Source organism: Leifsonia sp. KNZ13-11D, from assembly GCF_056754895.1.
Map to the genome: position 1 here is coordinate 3,269,841 of NZ_JBPGWU010000001.1, position 16,844 is coordinate 3,286,684.

Annotated in this window: 20 protein-coding genes; 9 read left to right on the forward strand and 11 right to left on the reverse strand. The window is 72.0% G+C overall.

Features of this window, described 5'->3' with window-relative positions:
* Positions 1 to 8: 8 nt before the first annotated feature.
* Entirely contained in the window at positions 9 to 737 is a 729-nt protein-coding gene (locus ACR9Y5_RS16020) for a response regulator transcription factor (RefSeq protein ID WP_481298876.1), read from the reverse strand.
* Between the two features lie 122 nt (positions 738 to 859).
* Between ACR9Y5_RS16020 and ACR9Y5_RS16025 the strand changes: the two genes are divergently transcribed.
* Genes ACR9Y5_RS16025 through ACR9Y5_RS16035 form a run of 3 tightly spaced genes read left to right on the forward strand, consistent with a single transcriptional unit; the run spans position 860 to position 2,846 of the window.
* On the forward strand, positions 860 to 1,525 hold the full coding sequence (locus tag ACR9Y5_RS16025; RefSeq protein WP_481298877.1) for a glycosyltransferase family 2 protein: 666 nt from the start codon (positions 860 to 862) through the stop codon (positions 1,523 to 1,525).
* Entirely contained in the window at positions 1,522 to 2,145 is a 624-nt protein-coding gene (locus ACR9Y5_RS16030; protein WP_481298878.1) for a TIGR04282 family arsenosugar biosynthesis glycosyltransferase, read from the forward strand. The genes ACR9Y5_RS16025 and ACR9Y5_RS16030 overlap by 4 nt, the downstream gene beginning before the upstream one ends.
* Positions 2,142 to 2,846, forward strand: coding sequence for a class I SAM-dependent methyltransferase (locus ACR9Y5_RS16035; RefSeq protein ID WP_481298879.1), 705 nt, complete (start codon positions 2,142 to 2,144; stop codon positions 2,844 to 2,846). The genes ACR9Y5_RS16030 and ACR9Y5_RS16035 overlap by 4 nt, the downstream gene beginning before the upstream one ends.
* Before the next feature lie 20 nt (positions 2,847 to 2,866).
* On the opposite strand, the gene ACR9Y5_RS16040 is transcribed toward ACR9Y5_RS16035, so the two are convergent.
* The 3 genes from ACR9Y5_RS16040 to ACR9Y5_RS16050 are packed head-to-tail and all read right to left on the reverse strand — an operon-like array spanning position 2,867 to position 4,483.
* Positions 2,867 to 3,304, reverse strand: coding sequence for a hypothetical protein (locus tag ACR9Y5_RS16040; RefSeq protein ID WP_481298880.1), 438 nt, complete (start codon positions 3,302 to 3,304; stop codon positions 2,867 to 2,869).
* Entirely contained in the window at positions 3,301 to 3,915 is a 615-nt protein-coding gene (locus ACR9Y5_RS16045) for a molybdopterin-dependent oxidoreductase (protein ID WP_481298881.1), read from the reverse strand. The genes ACR9Y5_RS16040 and ACR9Y5_RS16045 overlap by 4 nt, the downstream gene beginning before the upstream one ends.
* On the reverse strand, positions 3,908 to 4,483 hold the full coding sequence (locus ACR9Y5_RS16050) for a hypothetical protein (RefSeq protein WP_481298882.1): 576 nt from the start codon (positions 4,481 to 4,483) through the stop codon (positions 3,908 to 3,910). Before ACR9Y5_RS16050 ends, ACR9Y5_RS16045 begins: the two co-directional genes overlap by 8 nt.
* A 112-nt stretch (positions 4,484 to 4,595) precedes the next feature.
* On the opposite strand from ACR9Y5_RS16050, the gene ACR9Y5_RS16055 reads away from it, so the two are divergent.
* Genes ACR9Y5_RS16055 through ACR9Y5_RS16065 form a run of 3 tightly spaced genes read left to right on the forward strand, consistent with a single transcriptional unit; the run spans position 4,596 to position 7,950 of the window.
* Positions 4,596 to 6,044 (forward strand): glycosyltransferase 87 family protein, encoded by a 1,449-nt coding sequence (locus ACR9Y5_RS16055; protein ID WP_481298883.1) that lies wholly within the window; start codon positions 4,596 to 4,598, stop codon positions 6,042 to 6,044.
* A complete protein-coding gene (locus ACR9Y5_RS16060; RefSeq protein ID WP_481298884.1) occupies positions 6,041 to 6,883 on the forward strand; it encodes an MTAP family purine nucleoside phosphorylase in 843 nt (280 codons plus the stop codon). The genes ACR9Y5_RS16055 and ACR9Y5_RS16060 overlap by 4 nt, the downstream gene beginning before the upstream one ends.
* The gene (locus ACR9Y5_RS16065; protein ID WP_481298885.1) at positions 6,880 to 7,950 is read left to right on the forward strand and encodes an NAD-dependent epimerase/dehydratase family protein; all 1,071 of its coding nucleotides are present in this window, start codon (positions 6,880 to 6,882) and stop codon (positions 7,948 to 7,950) included. Before ACR9Y5_RS16060 ends, ACR9Y5_RS16065 begins: the two co-directional genes overlap by 4 nt.
* Before the next feature lie 4 nt (positions 7,951 to 7,954).
* Here the strand turns inward: ACR9Y5_RS16065 and ACR9Y5_RS16070 are convergent, their stop codons facing one another.
* A complete protein-coding gene (locus tag ACR9Y5_RS16070; protein ID WP_481298886.1) occupies positions 7,955 to 9,046 on the reverse strand; it encodes an agarase in 1,092 nt (363 codons plus the stop codon).
* On the reverse strand, positions 9,046 to 9,711 hold the full coding sequence (locus ACR9Y5_RS16075; RefSeq protein ID WP_481298887.1) for a TetR/AcrR family transcriptional regulator: 666 nt from the start codon (positions 9,709 to 9,711) through the stop codon (positions 9,046 to 9,048). Before ACR9Y5_RS16075 ends, ACR9Y5_RS16070 begins: the two co-directional genes overlap by 1 nt.
* Before the next feature lie 87 nt (positions 9,712 to 9,798).
* Between ACR9Y5_RS16075 and ACR9Y5_RS16080 the strand changes: the two genes are divergently transcribed.
* Complete coding sequence (locus ACR9Y5_RS16080; RefSeq protein ID WP_481298888.1) at positions 9,799 to 10,548, forward strand: SDR family NAD(P)-dependent oxidoreductase; 750 nt, start codon at positions 9,799 to 9,801, stop codon at positions 10,546 to 10,548.
* 31 nt (positions 10,549 to 10,579) lie between these two features.
* Here ACR9Y5_RS16080 and ACR9Y5_RS16085 read toward each other — a convergent pair whose 3' ends face one another.
* A complete protein-coding gene (locus ACR9Y5_RS16085; RefSeq protein WP_481298889.1) occupies positions 10,580 to 12,178 on the reverse strand; it encodes an alpha-amylase family glycosyl hydrolase in 1,599 nt (532 codons plus the stop codon).
* Between the two features lie 51 nt (positions 12,179 to 12,229).
* Entirely contained in the window at positions 12,230 to 12,670 is a 441-nt protein-coding gene (locus tag ACR9Y5_RS16090) for a MarR family winged helix-turn-helix transcriptional regulator (protein WP_481298890.1), read from the reverse strand.
* A 100-nt stretch (positions 12,671 to 12,770) separates the two neighbouring features.
* Here ACR9Y5_RS16090 and ACR9Y5_RS16095 point away from each other — a divergent pair, with 100 nt between their 5' ends.
* Positions 12,771 to 13,466 (forward strand): NAD(P)-dependent oxidoreductase, encoded by a 696-nt coding sequence (locus tag ACR9Y5_RS16095; RefSeq protein ID WP_481298891.1) that lies wholly within the window; start codon positions 12,771 to 12,773, stop codon positions 13,464 to 13,466.
* Positions 13,467 to 13,481: 15 nt separating this feature from the next.
* On the opposite strand, the gene ACR9Y5_RS16100 is transcribed toward ACR9Y5_RS16095, so the two are convergent.
* Both ACR9Y5_RS16100 and ACR9Y5_RS16105 read right to left on the reverse strand, forming a co-directional pair.
* Positions 13,482 to 14,216: an MmyB family transcriptional regulator gene (locus ACR9Y5_RS16100; protein WP_481298892.1), complete on the reverse strand. Its 735-nt coding sequence runs from the start codon at positions 14,214 to 14,216 to the stop codon at positions 13,482 to 13,484.
* A 244-nt stretch (positions 14,217 to 14,460) separates the two neighbouring features.
* A complete protein-coding gene (locus tag ACR9Y5_RS16105) occupies positions 14,461 to 15,339 on the reverse strand; it encodes an aldo/keto reductase (protein WP_481298893.1) in 879 nt (292 codons plus the stop codon).
* 96 nt (positions 15,340 to 15,435) lie between these two features.
* On the opposite strand from ACR9Y5_RS16105, the gene ACR9Y5_RS16110 reads away from it, so the two are divergent.
* A complete protein-coding gene (locus ACR9Y5_RS16110) occupies positions 15,436 to 15,996 on the forward strand; it encodes a TetR/AcrR family transcriptional regulator (RefSeq protein ID WP_481298894.1) in 561 nt (186 codons plus the stop codon).
* A 25-nt stretch (positions 15,997 to 16,021) separates the two neighbouring features.
* Here the strand turns inward: ACR9Y5_RS16110 and ACR9Y5_RS16115 are convergent, their stop codons facing one another.
* Entirely contained in the window at positions 16,022 to 16,741 is a 720-nt protein-coding gene (locus ACR9Y5_RS16115) for an SDR family oxidoreductase (RefSeq protein ID WP_481298895.1), read from the reverse strand.
* Positions 16,742 to 16,844: the final 103 nt, after the last annotated feature.

The window sequence follows — 16,844 nt, forward strand, 5'->3', positions numbered from 1 at the left end:
GTCCTCCTTCAGACGCTCATCCGGTAGCCCACCGCCCAGACGGTGGTCAGGTGAACAGGTTTCGTGGCGTCGTCCTCGATCTTCTCGCGCAGCCGGCGAACGTGCACGGTCACCGTGGAGAGGTCGCCGAAGTCCCAGCGCCAGACCTCCTTGAGCAGTTGCTCCCGGCTGAAGACCTGGTTCGGATGCTTGAGGAAGAAGGCGAGCAGGTCGAACTCGCGCGCGGTGAGGACCAGTTCCCGATCGGCCTTCGAGACGGTGCGGTTGGAGGGGTCGATGGCGAACGCGCCCAGGCGGAAGGGCGCCTCGGGGGCGAGCTCGCCCACACTCCGGCGCAGGATGGACTGGGCGCGAAGCACCAGCTCGCGCGGCGAGAACGGCTTCGCCAGGTAGTCGTCGGCGCCCGCCTCCAGACCCTCGATGCGGTCGTCCGTGGAACCGAGCGCGGTGAGCATGATGATCGGCACGGTGCGGCGGCTGCGCAACCGCCGGGCCACCTCGAGGCCGTCGATGCCGGGCAGCATCCTGTCGAGCACCACGAGGTCGGGCGGGGTGCGTTCGGCGAGCGCGAGCGCCCCGAAACCGTCGACGGCCTCGTCGACGATGAGGCCTGCGGATCGGAGGTAGCCGCTGGCCACCTCGCGCACCGTCGGGTCGTCCTCCACCACCAGCACCCGCCGGTCGCGCAGGTCGCGCGGCTCGCGCAGGGGCGGCGATGCGGCGGGCGGCGCGGTCATGCGCTCAGCATAGGTCGACCCGCCGAACGGCGCCCGCCTGGCGGGGCCGGCGGCGACGACCGTCCGCGTTTCGTAAGATTCTGCGCGGGTGGGCCGCCGGTGCTGCTGCATACCGTCGAACCGTGACCGAACGGATCGATGTCGTGCTCCCCTGCCTGAACGAGGCGGAGGCGCTGCCTGCGCTGCTCGCCGCTCTGCCCCCGCGTTATCGCGCGATCGTGGTCGACAACGGGTCGACCGACGCCAGCGCCGCGGTGGCCCGGCGGGCCGGCGCCCGTGTCGTGACCGAGCCCCGCCGCGGGTACGGCGCGGCCGTCCACGCCGGCCTGGCCGCCGCGACCTCCGACGCAGTGATCGTGTGCGATGCCGACGGCACGATCGACCCCGCGGCGTTCGACGCGCTCGTCGAGCCCCTGGGCGACGGGATGTCGGATCTGGTCGTCGGCCGAAGACGGCCCACCGTCCGGGCGGCGTGGCCGCTGCCCGCGCGAGCGGCCAACGTCGTGCTCGCGAGGATGGTGCGCTCACGCACAGGCCTCCCCCTCCACGACCTGGGGCCCGTGCGCGCCGCGCGCCGGCTGCCGTTGCTCGAACTCGGCGTGAACGACCGGCGCAGCGGGTACCCGGTCGAGCTGGTGCTGCGGGCCCACCAGGCCGGCTGGCGGGTGACGCAGGTGGATGTGGCCTACCGGCCCCGCGTCGGCAGATCCAAGGTGACCGGTTCGCTGCGCGGCTATCTCACGGCCGTGCGCGACACCCGCCGCCGGCTGGCGGAGGCGGCCCGGTGACCGCCGTCGCTGTGATCGCCAAGGAGTGCCTTCCCGGCCGGGTGAAGACGCGCCTCCAACCCGGATTCAGCGCGGAGGAGGCGGCGGAGATCGCCGCCGCAGCGCTCGCCGACACGCTCCGTGTCGCGGGCGGGCTGCCCGCGACGCGCCACATCCTCTACTTCGACGGCGCAGTGGCACCGGCCGCGGCCGGCGGCTGGGAGCTGTTCCCGCAGGCCGGCGGCGGGCTGGACGAGCGGATCGCCGCGCTCTTCGACGCCGTCGACGAGTCGCTGCTGCTGCTCGGCATGGACACTCCGCATTTCGACCCGACCATGGTCGCCGACGTCTTCTCGGACGACCCGGCGGTGGATGCGTGGTTCGGCCCGGCGACGGATGGCGGCTTCTGGGCGCTCGCGCTGCGCCGGCCCGACGGCGACCTGGTGCGGGGTGTGCCGATGTCGACCGGCTCCACCGGCTCCCACCAGCTCGAGCGGCTGAGCGCCGCCGGACTGCGGGTCCGGCTGCTGCCCCCGCTCACCGACATCGACACCGCAGCGGATCTGCCGCTCGCGGCTCGCCGGGCGCCGGCGCTGGCCCGCACGCTCGCGACCCTCCGGCCGGCGCGGGTGCCCGCGTGAGCCCGTCTGCGGGCCGGGCGACCGCCGCCCTCCTCGGATACGAGAGGGCGGCCGAGTTCGGTCGCGGCGGTGCCGAGCCGTACGAGCTCGCCCTCCGGGCGGGCGGCGGCGTGCTCTCCGTCATTGGCGACGACGGGAACGCCCGCGACGATGCGACGGCCCTCGACGTGTCCGCCTACCTGGCGACGGCGACCGCTGCGGAGCGCAGCGTGCTCGCGCTCACCACCGGTCCGGTGCTCGATGTCGGCTGCGGTCCCGCACGGATGGTGCGCGCCGCCATCGAGGCCGGGAGGCTCGCGCTGGGCGTCGACATCTCGCCCGCCGCCGTGCGGCATGCGCGCTCGCTGGGCCTCCCGGTGCTGCGGCGTTCCGTGTTCGACCCGCTCCCCGCGGAGGGCACCTGGGGCGCCGTCGCACTGTTCGACGGCAACGTGGGGATCGGCGGCGACCCGGCGGCCCTGCTGGCGCGCGGCTCGGAGCTGCTCCGGCCGGGCGGGCGGATGATCGTGGAGACCCACGCCGACCCCGAGCGGGACGCGTGCTTCGCGGCGCAGCTCGTGCATCCCGCGGGCGCCCGCAGCGCATGGTTCCCGTGGGCGGAGGTGGGCGACCGGACGGCCACTCGCATCGTGCGCGAGCTGGGGATGGACGCTGCAACGCTCGAGCTGGCCGGGCGCAGTTTCGTGCTCGCGACCCGCTGACCGCGCGGGTCGTGCCGCCGTCACGACGGCCGACGGGCCGCCCTCCGCGCGCGCCACACGATCACAGCGCTGGTCAGGACGACGACGATCGCGATCGCGATCCAGAGGACGGCCAGCCGGCTCCCGTAGTCACCCGGCAGCACTGTGGGGTTGCGCGGCCCCCGCGCCTGCGCGACGAGTTCGGGGACGACCATGGCCGTGAGCAGGGCACCGACGGCGAAACCGGCCTCCACGACGGCGACGACCGCGGGAGGCAGCCGGCGCGCCGTACGCCGCAGCGACAGGTCGATCGCCGTCACGGCGGGCACCAGCACCGCGTCGTGCAGGACGACGGCCGCCGCCAGCCAGCCGATCACCCCGGCGATCTGGGCCGGGCGGAGATCCAGCAGCAGGAAGACGCCACCCACCCCGATCAGGGCGACGCCCGCGGCCGCGATGGCGACGCGCGCCCGCATCATGCCGGCACCACCTCGATCGAACTCAACCACTTGGTCTGCAGCACGCCCGGACGGCCGGGCGCGATCACGCGCGCCGGGTACCCGTGGTCCAGGTCGAGGGTCTGCCCGTTGAGCGTCAGCGCCACGAGGGTGGCCGGGTCCTCCGCGAATTCCGGTCCCATCGTCGTCCTGCGGTACGCGCCCCGCGGCTGGAGACTGGTCACCAGGACGGTGGATCCGGGATGCGCGCCGACCAGGGCGAGCAGGTCGCGCATCCGCACCCCGCCCCACTCCGCGGTGGTGCTCCAGCCCTCCACACAGGCGATCGGCAGCGTCGACCGTGCCTGCGGCAGCGCGCGCAGGCGCGCGCGGTCGAGGGTCTCCGCACGGTCGCCGTTGCGGATCGTGAGCCTCCACTCGGCGGACTGTGCGGCCTCCACGACTCCCGCCGACGCTGCTGTCGTGTTCACCGGCACCCGCTGGGGGCCCTGGCCCTGCACCCGGGGCGCGAAGGCGTTGAGCGGAGCCAGCCAGCCGAACGACTGGCCGGCGGTGAGGCCGACGGCGGCCACCCCGGCGGCGGTGATGGTGCCGAGCAGCGCACGGCGGCTGATCCCCGGTCCGTCATTCATCGGCCACGCCCCGGTCGTCGGCAGTGCTGCGGCGGCGCCAGTACCGCACGATGGTCGGCAGCTTCACCGCCACATGAAGCGCGATGGAGCCGACGATCACCCAGGCGAGCGCGTAGTGCGTCTGCCGGAACGGGAACGGCCACGGGTACCACTGGTAGGTGTTGACCAAGCCGATCGCCGGCTCCAGCAGCGCGCTGGACACCAGCAGGCCGACGGAGGCGCGCTCCACGAGCTGCAGCGGCGAGCCGACCGGCGGCCAGAGGAGCAGCCGCGGGAAGACGGTCCACAGCTTGCCGAGCAGGAGCGGGAGGATCGCGATGCCGACGGCGACGTGCAGGCCCTGTGTGACGGCGTAGATGCCCGGCCAGGTGGGGAATCGCATCCCGGGAAGCGGCTCCTGCAGCAGGTGGCTGTAGACCCCGGTGAGGAAGCAGACGAGGAAGGCCGCGGCGAGGAGGCGGCCGAGGACGACCGCGGTCCGGGCGGTGCGGGCGGGCGCCGCCAGGACGCCGCGAGCGCGGTCCATCCGCTGCGCAAGGGCGCTCGACGCACGATCGGTGACCGACATGCTCCGATTCTGATCGGCATGCCCGAGCCGCACGTGCGGCAAATCTTACGATCCCCGAACGGGACGGCCCATCCGGGCCCGCGGGACGCCACGACCGGTCACACTCGACGACGTGAGGATCGCCATCGTCTCCGTGCTGCTCGCCGCGCTGACCGCCGTCACGGCCGTCACCACGGCGGGAATCGGCGGATTCGTGCCCGGCGCCGCACTCGCCCTCGGGATCGCCGCCGCGATCGCGTGGCTGATCGCCGGCGCGGCGTTCCTCGTGCTGCTGCGCGTGCGCGGGCGCGCGGCGATCGTGCTGGTGCTCGCCGGGTCCGCGGCACTCGGGTGCGCTGCGCTGGCCGGACCGCCGAATCTGAGCACGGATTCCGCGCGCTACGCCTGGGACGGCATCGTGCAGGATGCGGGGCTCTCCCCTTACGCGTACGTTCCCGCCGACCACGCGCTCGACCGGTACCGGGTGCCGTGGCTGTTCCCGGCGCCGGTGACGGATGCGGACGGTTCGCAGCACTGCGAGGGCCGTCGTATCCAGCGGACGACGGCCGTCCCGGGCGGCGACGTGCTCTGCACCGCGCTCAACCGGCCGCACGTGCCCACGATCTACCCGCCCGTGGCCGAAGCGTACTTCGCCGCCGTGCGGGCGTTCGTCCCGGCCGACGCCGGTTACGCGCCGCTCCAGGTGAGCGGACTGCTGCTCAGCCTGGGCACGACGGTGCTCCTCGTGGTGGGGATGCGCGCCCGCGGGCTCGACCCTCGCTGGGCGGCGATCTGGGGGTGGTCGCCGTTCGTGGCGACTCAGGCCGTGACGAACTCCCACGTCGACGCGCTCGGCGTGCTCTTCATCGTGGCCGCGACCTTCGCGGCGACGCCGGCTGTCGCCGCCCGCCTGGACGGCCGCTTGGGCGGCCCCGCAAGCAGGAGGCGAGCCGTGCTGGTCGGTGTCCTCGCCGGACTGGCCGCCGCGGCGAAGTTCGTCCCGGCGATCGCCGCCCCGGCGCTCGCCCGGCGGCGGCCGGCGACCACGGCGCTGGCCGCCGCTGCCGCCTTCGCGGTGACCTACGTCCCGTATGTCGCGGCGACCGGATGGGCGGTCATCGGCTACCTGCCCGGCTACCTGGATGAGGAGGGGTACGACACCGGCTCGCGGTTCGCGCTGCTGTCCCCGTTCCTCCCGGGGCTCTGGGCGACCGCCGCCGCTGCGGTGCTCATCCTGACCGCGCTCGTGCTCGCCTGGCGCACCGCAGACCCCCGCGCGCCCTGGCACGCCCAGGTGGTATCGGTGGGAGCGGTGCTGCTGATCACGAGTCCGAGCTACCCCTGGTACGCGCTCGTGCTCATCCCCTTCATCGCGCTCAGCAGGCGCTGGGAGTGGCTGGCGGTCCCGATCGCGCTGACGGTGAAGACGCTCGTCCCCGCTCACCCGACCGGTTCGCTCGTGGTGGCCGCAGCCGCTCTGGTCGTCGCGACGGCGACGGTCACGCGCTGGCGGCGCCGAGCGGCCCGGCCTCGCCCCGACGCCCCCGCGCCGACGGCGCCCGTCCGACAGGAGACAGCATGACCGGAGCAGAGATCGCCGTGATCGGAGGGTCGGGCCTGTACCGGCTGTTCGACGACGGCGCAGAGGTGGAGAGCGTCGCTCTCGATACGCCCTACGGGCCGCCGTCGGGTCCGATCCGCATCGGGGAGGCCTCGGGACGTCGCGTGGCGTTCCTGGCGCGGCACGGCGAAGACCACGCACTCGCGCCGCACCGCATCCCGTACCGCGCGAACATCTGGGCGCTCGCCGCGCTGGGCGTCCGCGCGGTGGTGACCTCGTCCGCCGTCGGCGGCCTCTCGGAGCGTGCCCGCCCCGGCCGCTTCGTGGTGCCCGACCAGCTCATCGACCGCACCAGCGGTCGCCCCGACACGTTCTTCGACGGGGACGACGTCCAGCACCTGGCCGCGGCGGAGCCGTTCGACCCGGTGCTGGGGGCCGCCGCCGTCGCGGCCCTGGCCGGGCTGGGCGAGGACGCCGTGCCCGAGGGGACGACGGTCGTCATCCAGGGACCGCGCTTCTCGACCCGGGCCGAGTCCGCCTGGTTCCGCGCGGCGGGAGCCGACACCGTCAACATGACCCAGTACCCGGAGGCCGTGCTCGCCGCCGAGCTCGGCATGGGGCTGGTCACGCTCTCCTTCGTCACGGACACCGATGCGGGGACCGCCGCCGGCGACACCGCCGACGCCGCCGACGCGGCGGTCGTGCTGGAGCGGATGGCCCAGGCCGGCCCGCGCATCCGGGCGGCGATCGCGGCCACCGTCGCCGCCGTTCCCGCCGGCTACCGGCCGCGCACGCTCATCCCGGCCGATGCGGTGCAGCGCGTGCTCTCGGCCCCGGTCACGACGGGAGACCCCCGGTGACGCACCTGCTCGTCACCGGAGGGCTCGGCTTCATCGGGTCGCACGTGGTGGAGGCCGCGCTCGGCCGCGGCTGGCGGGTGACGGCCGTCGACTCCCTGCGGCGGGACGTGCACACGAGCAGGGATGTGCCGGCCTGGTTCGCAGCGCTGCGCGGCGACGTCGACCTGCTGGTGGGCGACGCCGGCGCCGTCCCCGAGGCGCTGCTCCGCTCGGCCGACGCCGTGTGCCACCAAGCGGCGAAGGTCGGGCTGGGCGTGGACTTCGGCGACGCCCCGGACTACGCCGACTCCAATGTGACCGTCACCGCGCGGCTCCTCGCCGCGATGGCCGCGGCGGAGACGACGCGGCTGGTGCTGGCATCCTCGATGGTCGTCTACGGCGAGGGCCTCTACCGCGACGGGGACGGCATGGTCCAGCCGCCCGCGCGAGCGGTGCAGGATCTGCGGGCCGGCCGCTTCGACCCGCTCGACCGTGACGGACGCCCGCTTCGGCCCCTGCTGATCCGCGAGGACGACCCGACCGAACCGCGCAACGTCTATGCGATCAGCAAGCTCGCGCAGGAGCAGCTCGCCCGATCCTGGGCCCGCTCGACCGGCGGCCGGGTCGTCGCGCTGCGCTATCACAACGTGTTCGGCGCCCGTATGCCGATCGGCACTCCGTACGCGGGCGTCGCCTCGTTGTTCCGGTCGCGGCTGGAGGAGGGCCTCCCTCCGCTGGTGTTCGAGGACGGGCGCCAGCGCAGGGACTTCGTCGATGTGCGCGATGTCGCCCGAGCGAACATCCGCGCGACCGAATCGCTGGACGGACGGCCGGAGGGCGACGTGCGCACCTACAACGTCGGCAGCGGGACCGTCCGCACGATCGGCGAGTTCGCGTCGGAGATCGCCCAGGCGATGGGCGGACCCGACCCGGTGGTGACGGGGGACTTCCGGCTCGGCGACGTGCGGCACATCACGGCGTCGTCGGAGCGCATCGCCGCCGAGCTCGGCTGGAGGGCCCAGCAGCCGTGGCGGGAGTCCGTGCGCGCCTTCGCGGCGGCGCCGACGCGCCCGCGCAGTGCGGCGTGACGGCTCAGACGGGCTCGCCGTGCCCGTACTGCACGAGCAGTTCCGCGTTGACCCGGCTGACGCGATCGGTGAGCTCGCTGTACGGCTCGTCCCATGGATCCTTCAGGCCGTAGCCGCGCGCGGGGTTCTCGACGTAGCCGCACCAGTGCCAGCCCAGGCACCAGGGCCGTGCCATGAACGCCCTCACGGTCTTCTCGTAGAAGACGCCGCGCTCCCGCTGGTCGGCGATGCCGGAGACGCGCTCCGGGCTCATGGCCGTGGGAGCCCAGTTGCCGGTGTCGACGATCAGCACCGGCAGACCGGTGAGGGCGTGGACGGCGTCGAGCCGGTCGAGGGCACGCTCCAGCAGTTCCTCGTCGCGCCCGGGGAACGTCTGCACCGAGATCGCGTCGACATGACGTGCCGCGGCGCGCAGAACCGGGTCCGGAAGCCCTGCGGTCGTGCCGAACCGGTCGCCCAGGACGAGGTGCTCGGGATCGTACCGGCGGATCGCCCCGACGAGGGTCGAGTAGTACGCCTCGGCCACCGCCTCCAGCTCCCCTTCGTCGTCCGCGCCGGGGAAGGCGGCCCCTGTCGGGTGGCGGACCCAGGACGGCCCGTCGGTGAGGACGTACCCCACGAGGCGGTCGCTGTCGGCGTGCGGGAGGCAGATGCTGCGGGCCAGGTAGTCGCACCACGCCGCGAAGTCGGCCGAGCGCACGTCGCGGTAGTACGGATGCCCGTTCCACGACTCGATCTCGAGAGCCCGGACGGGCACGCAGTACGGCATCCCGGTCGCCAGATAGTGCTCCGCCGGCCACCCGGGGGAATGGCCGATGTCGATCGCGGCGCCGCCGGTGCCGAGGCCGCTGCCGCTCACGTACTCCTCGGTCGCGCTCACGGTGGTGAAGTTCCATGCGGTCAGGTCGGCGACCACGCCCTCCTGCAGCCACCGCTCCACACTGCCGTACCGCTCGCGGAAGATCGCCAGATTGTGCGGGTACTGCAGATTGGTCACCTCGGCGTGGGCCACCCCGGCGCTGACGAACGCCCGCCCGGCGGCATCGACGAAGCTCCACCGGCCGGGGAGGCGCTTCACGCGGAACGGGCTGCCCATCAGTCGTCGACGCGGGCGGCCGTCACAGACCCGTGACGCGAAGGTTTCTCCGGCCGGAGCATCCGCAGGTAGGAGATGGACGCGTCGAGTGCAACACGGACCGACGTCGAGTCGCGGCGCGTCTGGCTCAGCAGCAGCCCGCCCTGCACGGCCGCGAGCACGCTGGTCGCGAGCTCCGTCACATCGACATCGTCGCGCAGCTCGCCCTGCTGCCGCATCGCCTCCAGGCCCTCGCGCAGCAGCTCCTGCCAGCGTCCGAAGGACTCGGCCAGCGCGCTCCGGGCGCGCGCGTCCGACTCCGCCAGACCGCTTGCGAGGGAGCCCAGGGGGCACCCGCCGACGCAGTTCTGCGCCTCCAGCATGCTCACCACCATGTCGCGCCACTCCTCGAGCGCCTCGAAACTGTCCAGCCGCTCCAGGATCACCCGATGCGTGCCGAGGACCGAGTCCGTCTGATGGTCGATCACTGCCCGCAGGAGCTCGCCCTTGTCCTCGAAGTAGTGATAGAGCTGCGAGGCGCTCACGCCGGCCGCCGCCTGGATCTCCTCGAGAGTCGCGGCCTCCAGTCCGTTCTCCAGGATCAGCCGGGAGGCCGCCTCGATGATCCGCTGGCGGGTAGCCAGCCCCTTGGGCGTGAATGTGCGCGCGCTCGGTCTGGTGATCATGCCCGGAGTCTACCTGTTTTGTAGTTGCTACTCCATTCCATCGAGGACACGATTGGAGAAATCACTCCATTCGAAGGGATCACCACAATGACGACAGACCTCGGCGGAACGACCGCCCTGATCACCGGATCGACGAGCGGCATCGGGCGCGCGACCGCCGTGAAGATGGCAGCCGCGGGCGCCCATGTCATCGTCAGCGGACGCGACGCCGAGCGGGGACGGGCGACGGTGGACGGGATCCGCCGGGCCGGTGGGACCGCCGACTTCGTGGCCGCCGACCTGACCGACCCCGCGAGCGTGCGGCGGCTCGCCGAGAACGCCCTCGCCATCGGCGGGGGCCGGGTGGACATCCTGGTCAACAACGCCGGCATCTTCCCGTTCGGCCCGACCGCAGACACGACGGACGAGGACATCGACGCGGTCACCGCGGTGAACATCAAGGCGCCCTTCCTCCTGGTCGCAGCGCTCGCGCCGGCAATGGCGGCGGCCGGCCGAGGGGCGATCGTCAACGTCACGACCATGGTCGCCAACTTCGGGATGTCCGGGATGGCCCTCTACGGATCGAGCAAGGCGGCACTCCAGCTGCTGACCAAGGCCTGGGCAGCCGAGTTCGGGCCGCAGGGCGTCCGCGTCAACGCCGTGAGCCCGGGACCGACGCGCACCGAGGGGACCGCGGCGATGGGCGACGGACTGGACCGGCTCGCGTCGACGACCCCGGCAGGCCGCCCCGGCGCGGCCGACGACGTCGCCGAAGCGATCGTCTTCCTCGCGTCCCCGCTCGCCGGTAACGTGCACGGAGCCGTTCTGCCCGTCGACGGAGGCCGGATCGCGGTGTGACGCCGGTCGCCGTCACGCGGCGGGGACGCACTCACACCGACAGCCAGGCGAACCCGTACGGGCCGAGCGTGCGGCCGTCCCAGTGCTCCGCGAGCGGAGCCTCCACGCCGTCGCCGAGGTCGAGGTCGAGGTCGACGCGCCGGCCGGACAGGTTGTGCAGGGTGAGGAGCCCGTCCCGCCGCAGGGCGAGCACGGACGGGGCGCCGACGTCGTGCGCCGTCCATCCCGCTGCGCCCGCGCCCTTCTCGCGGCGGAGCTGCGCGATCCTCCGCACCAGCGTGAGCAGTGACGCGGGGTCGTCCTCCTGCGCCCGGACGTTCACCTTCCGGAACCCGTACGGTCCGTCCACCTGCGCCGGCAAGGTGAGCGGCGACTCCGCCGCGCTCGTGAAACCGCCCCACCGGGAGTCGTCCCACTGCATCGTCGTCCGGGCGGCGCCGCGCCCCTCGATGCTCAGGTCGTCGCCGACGCCCAGCTCCTGCCCGGCGAGCAGCAGCGGGACGCCCGGGAGCGCGTACAGCAGGCTCAGGGTCATGCGCACCCGCTGCGCCGGTTGCATCATCGGCGCCCAGCCGCGCCGGATGCCGCGCCCGTAGATCAGCATGGACGGCTCAGGCGCGAAGTGCTCGAAGGCCTCTTTCCGCTCCTCGTCGGTCAGCTGCTGCAGGTCGAGCTCGTCGGCGTTGTGAACGAAGTTGAGCCGCGCATCGGGCGGGATGGTGTCATCCAGCCGCCGGAGAGCGTCCACCAGCGGCTGCGCCCTGCCGCGGGTGAGCGCGAGGATGAGGGAGTTGTTCAGGGTGAAGTCGATGACCGCCTCGAACCGGCCCCGCTCGACGAGCGCCGCCATCAGCTCCGGCGACTCGTCCGCCTCGGCGATCAGCGCCACATCCTGCTTCACCTCGCGGAGGCGCGCCCGCAGGTGGTCGAAGAACGAGCCGTCGTCCACGTCGGTGTCCGGCCGGCCTTTGCCCTGCACGATCAGGAGGGCCGCGTCGATGCGGAAGCCGTCGACCCCGACCTCGAGCCAGTAGCCCAGCACCCGGACGATCTCCTCGAACACGTCCGGATCCGTGGCGTTGAGGTCCGGCTGGAACTCGTAGAACTGGTGGTGGTAGTACCGGCCGGCCCTGGGCTCGTACGCCCACACGGCGTCCTCCTCCCCCGGGAACATGGGATGGTCGCCGGGCTCGACCGAGTCGTCCTCGCTCCAGATGAAGAACCGGCCGGCGGCGGAGTCCGGCGCGTCGACCGCCGCACGGAACCAGGCGTGACGGTCGGAGGTGTGGTGCAGCACGGCGTCGATGAGGACGCGCATCCCCCGCTCGTGGGCCGCGTCGAGGAAGTCGCGCAGACTGTCGAGGTCGCCGAACCGCGGGTCGACCGCGAGATGGTCGTCGACGTCGTAGCCGTTGTCTCGGCGGCCGCTCGGATAGAAGGGAAGCAGCCAGATCCACGTCACCCCGAGCGAGGCGACGTAATCGAGGTGCTCGATCGCCCCGGCGAAGTCGCCGAAGCCGTCGCCGTCGCCGTCCGCGAACCGCGACAGGTCGAGCCCGTATACCAGTTCGCCCGGGTCGCCGGCCCAAGCGCCCGTCCAGCCGTCGGTGGTGGCAGCAGTGTTCGTCATGCTCCAGTCATACGCCCCCGGCCCTGAAGCAGCAGCCTGACGACGACAGGCTCACTCCCCGCCGCCGCCCCGCAGGTCGGCTGCTGCGGCCGCTCCCGCGTCACGCACCTTCTCGAGGAAGCCGGCGATCAGCTCGAGCGCACCGGCTGAGAGTCCGGCGCAGATCTCATCGAAGCGCGCATTCATCCCTGCGTAGAGCGCGAGGACTTCGGCGTTCCGATCGGGGAGGACCCGGACGAGCACTGCGCGCCGATCGTGAGCATCCCGTTCGCGCGCGATCCACCCACCGCTCTCCAGGCGGTCGAGGATGCCCGTCAACGTGGCGGGGTGGAGTTCGGCGAGCTTCGCGAGAGCCCCCGGGCTCAGCGGACCGTGGATCGAGATGAGGTCGAGGCAGTCGAAGTCCACGTCCTTCACCCCTGCGCGCGCAGCCACGTGATGGTTGAGCACGGAGAGCTGGACGCGCACATCCCGGACCGCGCTGCGCAGCACATCCGATCGACGGCGTTCCCCGGGGTTATTTATTACGAGATCCATATGATATCGTCCTCATATAATTGGTTTTCTGAAGCCTACCGGAAAGGCCGCCGCAATGAGGATCGTCGTTTTCGGGGCGAACGGGCCGACCGGTCGCCTGCTCGTGAGCCAGTCCCTGCGAGCGGGACACGCCGTCACGGCCGTGACCCGACGGCCGGACGCGTTCCCCCGCCTCGGCGGCGCGCTGCGGGTCGTCGCCGCCGACGTCTATGACGTCGAGGCCGTGGAGGCGGCTGTCGCCGGACACGATGCCGTGCTCTCCAGCCTCGGGGTCCCGTACAGCCGCCGGCCCGTCACGGTCTACTCGGAGGGCGCCGCCAACATCCTCTCGGCGATGGGACGCCACGGAGTGCGGCGGCTGGTCTGCGTGAGCGCGAGTCTGGTCGAGCCGCACCTGGGCCCCCACGGCGGCCTCCTGGTCGACAAGGTCGCCGGGCCGCTCGTGCGGTACTTCGGCCGGACGGTGTACACCGACATGGCGCGGATGGAAGCGCTGGTCCGGGCGACCGACACGGAGTGGACCATCACGCGGCCGAGCGGGCTGTTCGAGACCCCGGCCGTGACGGAGTACCGAACCGCGGAGGACTACCTGAACGCGTCGTTCACGTCGCGGGCGGACCTCGCGGACGCGATGCGCAGGCAACTCGACTCCGACGAGTTCGTGCGGAAGATCTGCGCCGTCGGGACGTTCGAAGAGAAGCCCAGCCTGCTCCGGCTGCTCCTGCGCGAGGGTGCGAGCACGAAGAGCTGAGGCGATCACCGCCACTCACGGACCGGTGATCGCGCCGGAGGGAGGCAGGGTCCTGAGCAGATCCAGGGCGACGTCGGACAGGGTGCCGGGCTCCGCTCGGTAGACGACGAGCATCATCCCGTCCATTCCGTCGATCTGCGTCTTCTCGCGGGTGAGACGGAGCTGGCCGACGATAGGGTGCCGCCACTCCCCGACACTGGACCGTTGCGGCGCCGGCGCCTGTTCCGCCCACAGCATCCGGAAACGGGCGCTTCGGACCGCCAGCTCCCCGACGACGGCCTGCAGGTTGCGGTCGTCCGGCTCGCGCTCGGCCCGGTACAGCAGGTACCGCGTCATCGACTCCGTGACCGCCTCCCAGTCCCCGCCGAGCTGCTGGATGCCCTCACTCAGGAAGATGGAGAGCGCGAGGTTCGTGCCCGGGTGGAAGTAGGCGGTGAGTGCCTGCGCCTGGCGATTCGACTCGAGGACGTCCAGCAACCGGCCCTGCACGTAGGCCGGCGTCTGCATCCGTCGCAGCGCGTGCGACACCGCCGGTGGCACCTCCTCAGTGCGCACCGGCGTCTCGCCCCAGGGCAGCAGTCGCCGAAACGGATGCGCCGTCTGACCGCGGCTCGGCGTGGCAGCCAGCAGACCCTCGAGCGCACGGCGGGTCTCCTCCTCGTTCCGCGCGGAGTCGAGCCGCGCCGCCCACTCGCTCACCGTCGACCCGTCGGTATCGCGCGTCCTGCTCAGCAGCGGCGGATGGGGCACGTCGACCTCACTTCCTCGGGAGCGTCGAGCGGTCGGGAGGATTCCACGACCGTCGGCTCGATCACGACCGCGGGGGCGGCCCCCCAGTCCTATCGGCTCGCGTTGTCTCCCACGTAAGACGATAGGACGCCAGAGTCGTTAGTGCACGAAGTTTCCGGGATCGCCGCGGGGGATGCTCGCATCGCGAACACCGGCTGCCGGCGGCCGAACCGCGCTCGGTGTCCGGACCGCCGGCACCGGACACTCAGTCTTCGGGGACGAGCGCGGTGATCGCGGCCACCTCGTCATCGGTGAGCCGGATGGCCGCAGCCGCGAGGTTGCTCGCGAGGTGGTCGATGCTGGTGGTGCCGGGAATCGGCAGCGTGTGTGGGGCGCGGTGCAGCTGCCAGGCCAGGGCGATCTGACGCACTGTCGCATCGTGGTTCTGCGCGATCGGCTCCAGCGCTGCGGTGATGCGCTCGGGGTCGCCGCCGTCGTGGAGCGCCATCGGGTGCCACGGGGAGAACACGGCGCCCGCCCTGCCCGAGGCGCGCAACAGGTCGGCGCCGAGGCGATTACCAGTGTTGTAGAGAGCGGTGGCTGCGGCGATCGGGGCGATGGTCTGAGCGAGTTCGAACTGCTCGAGCGTGACGTTCGACAGGCCGATGTGCCGGATGACGCCCTCCTCTTGGAGGGCGGCGAGCGTGGCCACCTGATCCTCGAACGGCACGTCCGTCGCCCGCCCACTGTGCAGGTAGTAGAGGTCGATGCTGTCGACGCCCAGCCGTCGCGCGCTCAGGTGTGCCGACTGGCGGAGGTAGTTGGGGTTTCCGACAGCATCGAGCGTCGAGTATTCGTAGCCACCGCGCACGAACCCGCCTTTGGTGGCGATGACCACCCCCTTCGGGTACGGGTGAAGCGCCTCCCGGATGAGGATCTCGTTCGAGTGGGGGCCGTAGACGTCCGCCGTGTCGATGAAGGTGACTCCTGCGTCGACCACCGCGCGAAGGAGCGCGATGGCCCCATCGCGGTCGGGGTACTCGCCCCACACCTGCTTGCCGGTCAGCTGCATCGCTCCGAAGCCGAGCCGGCCCACGGTGAGGTCGCCACCGATGGTCACGGTGGATGGGGTCGAGGATGTCATGGTGCTCCCGTCTGCCCCGGTAGAGTGGGCATATCGAACCGAGAGCGGGTCTCTCAGTTATCCGATAGACTGTCTATCACATTTGGACGGAGCCTGGTGAGCCTTTCAGCACTGCTCGAGGAACGACGACCCCAGCGGGCCGACGCTCGACGCAACTTCGACGCGGTCCTGGAAGCCGCCGTCCAGGCGTACGCCGAGCTGGGCGCCGGGGCCGGCATGGAAGAGATCGCCCGCCGCGCCGGCGTCGGGGTGGCGACGCTCTATCGCAATTTCCCCACCAGGACGGCTCTCATGGAGGCTGTCTATCTGGCGACCGTCGATGAGCTGGTCCGCTTCGGAGAGGCGATCGACGAGCCCGACCCGTGGACGGCCTTGCAGACGTGGCTCGAGAAGTTCGTCGACTTCATGCGGACCAAGCACCCCCTGGTCACGGTGCTGACAGAGAGCTCCGCGGTCTACCTCCCGACCCGCGAGGCCATCTATCGGATCGCCGATCCGCTCGTCGATCGGGCGCGCGAGGCAGGCGAGGTGCGCTCCGACCTCGACGCCGACGACGTGATGCGGGTGATCTTCGCCGTCACCGGGGGGATCTATCGGGATGATGCGCAACTCCGCCGAGCGTTGCGCATCGTGCTCGACGGGATCCGGGGCGGATAGGTCGCCGGGCGTTTCGAGGTCAAGGTCAGACCAGCAGCGCTCCGCCGTCCACGGGGATGGACGTGCCGGTCATGAACGACTGCGTCATCGCGTACAGGAACGCCTGTGCGACGTCGTCGACTTCGCCGACCCGGCCGGCGGGGAGCACCGACGCTTGCTGCTGGTACATCGCCTGCTGATCCTCTTCGCTCATCCCGCTCCAGAGCGGGCTGCGGATGACACCCGGCTCGACGACGTTCACGCGGACGGGCGCGAGCTCCACGGCGAGGGCTCCGGCGAGGCTCGTGGTGGCACCGCACACACTCGACGCGACCGACCAGCCGGCGCCGGGCCGCGTGCGGGCCGCCCCCGAGGTGAGGGTGATCGATCCGCCCGGACGGATGTGCTGCGCGGCCGCGCTCACCGCGTTCAGCGCGCCGAAGAAGCGCACCTGGAAGAAGCTGCGAGCCCGGTCGATGTCGAGCCCGTCGACCGGCAGCAGGCTGAGCGACTCGCCGGCGGTGTATGCCAGGTGGTCGAAGTCGCCGATCTTCTCGAAGAACGCCCGGACCGCTGCGGCGTCGAGCACGTCCAGCGCGTGGCCGGTCGTGGCCGCGGAGAGTTCGCCGAGGGCCGCGTCGATGCTCGACTGCCGGCTGGAGGCGATGACGACCTCCGCGCCTGCGTCGACCGCGGCGCGGGCGGTCGCCAGGCCGATTCCGGAGGTGCCGCCGATGATGACGACGCGTGTGCCTGTGAGAGTCATGGAGTGGTTCCTTTCGTTGAGCCGAACCGAGCATCCCTCCGGTGCCCCTCGGGTGTCCAAGACCTCTTCTGCCCAGATTGAGACCTAAAGGGTATGAGCAGGT

What these genes read in the sequence shown, in the direction of transcription:
- ACR9Y5_RS16020 (WP_481298876.1), bottom strand. Translation starts at nt 737, where the DNA reads ATGACCGCGCCGCCCGCCGCATCGCCGCCCCTGCGCGAGCCGCGCGAC.
- ACR9Y5_RS16040 (WP_481298880.1), bottom strand. Translation starts at nt 3,304, where the DNA reads ATGATGCGGGCGCGCGTCGCCATCGCGGCCGCGGGCGTCGCCCTGATC.
- ACR9Y5_RS16045 (WP_481298881.1), bottom strand. Translation starts at nt 3,915, where the DNA reads ATGAATGACGGACCGGGGATCAGCCGCCGTGCGCTGCTCGGCACCATC.
- ACR9Y5_RS16050 (WP_481298882.1), bottom strand. Translation starts at nt 4,483, where the DNA reads ATGTCGGTCACCGATCGTGCGTCGAGCGCCCTTGCGCAGCGGATGGAC.
- ACR9Y5_RS16060 (WP_481298884.1), top strand. Translation starts at nt 6,041, where the DNA reads ATGACCGGAGCAGAGATCGCCGTGATCGGAGGGTCGGGCCTGTACCGG.
- ACR9Y5_RS16070 (WP_481298886.1), bottom strand. Translation starts at nt 9,046, where the DNA reads ATGGGCAGCCCGTTCCGCGTGAAGCGCCTCCCCGGCCGGTGGAGCTTC.
- ACR9Y5_RS16075 (WP_481298887.1), bottom strand. Translation starts at nt 9,711, where the DNA reads ATGATCACCAGACCGAGCGCGCGCACATTCACGCCCAAGGGGCTGGCT.
- ACR9Y5_RS16080 (WP_481298888.1), top strand. Translation starts at nt 9,799, where the DNA reads ATGACGACAGACCTCGGCGGAACGACCGCCCTGATCACCGGATCGACG.
- ACR9Y5_RS16085 (WP_481298889.1), bottom strand. Translation starts at nt 12,178, where the DNA reads ATGACGAACACTGCTGCCACCACCGACGGCTGGACGGGCGCTTGGGCC.
- ACR9Y5_RS16095 (WP_481298891.1), top strand. Translation starts at nt 12,771, where the DNA reads ATGAGGATCGTCGTTTTCGGGGCGAACGGGCCGACCGGTCGCCTGCTC.
- ACR9Y5_RS16105 (WP_481298893.1), bottom strand. Translation starts at nt 15,339, where the DNA reads ATGACATCCTCGACCCCATCCACCGTGACCATCGGTGGCGACCTCACC.
- ACR9Y5_RS16115 (WP_481298895.1), bottom strand. Translation starts at nt 16,741, where the DNA reads ATGACTCTCACAGGCACACGCGTCGTCATCATCGGCGGCACCTCCGGA.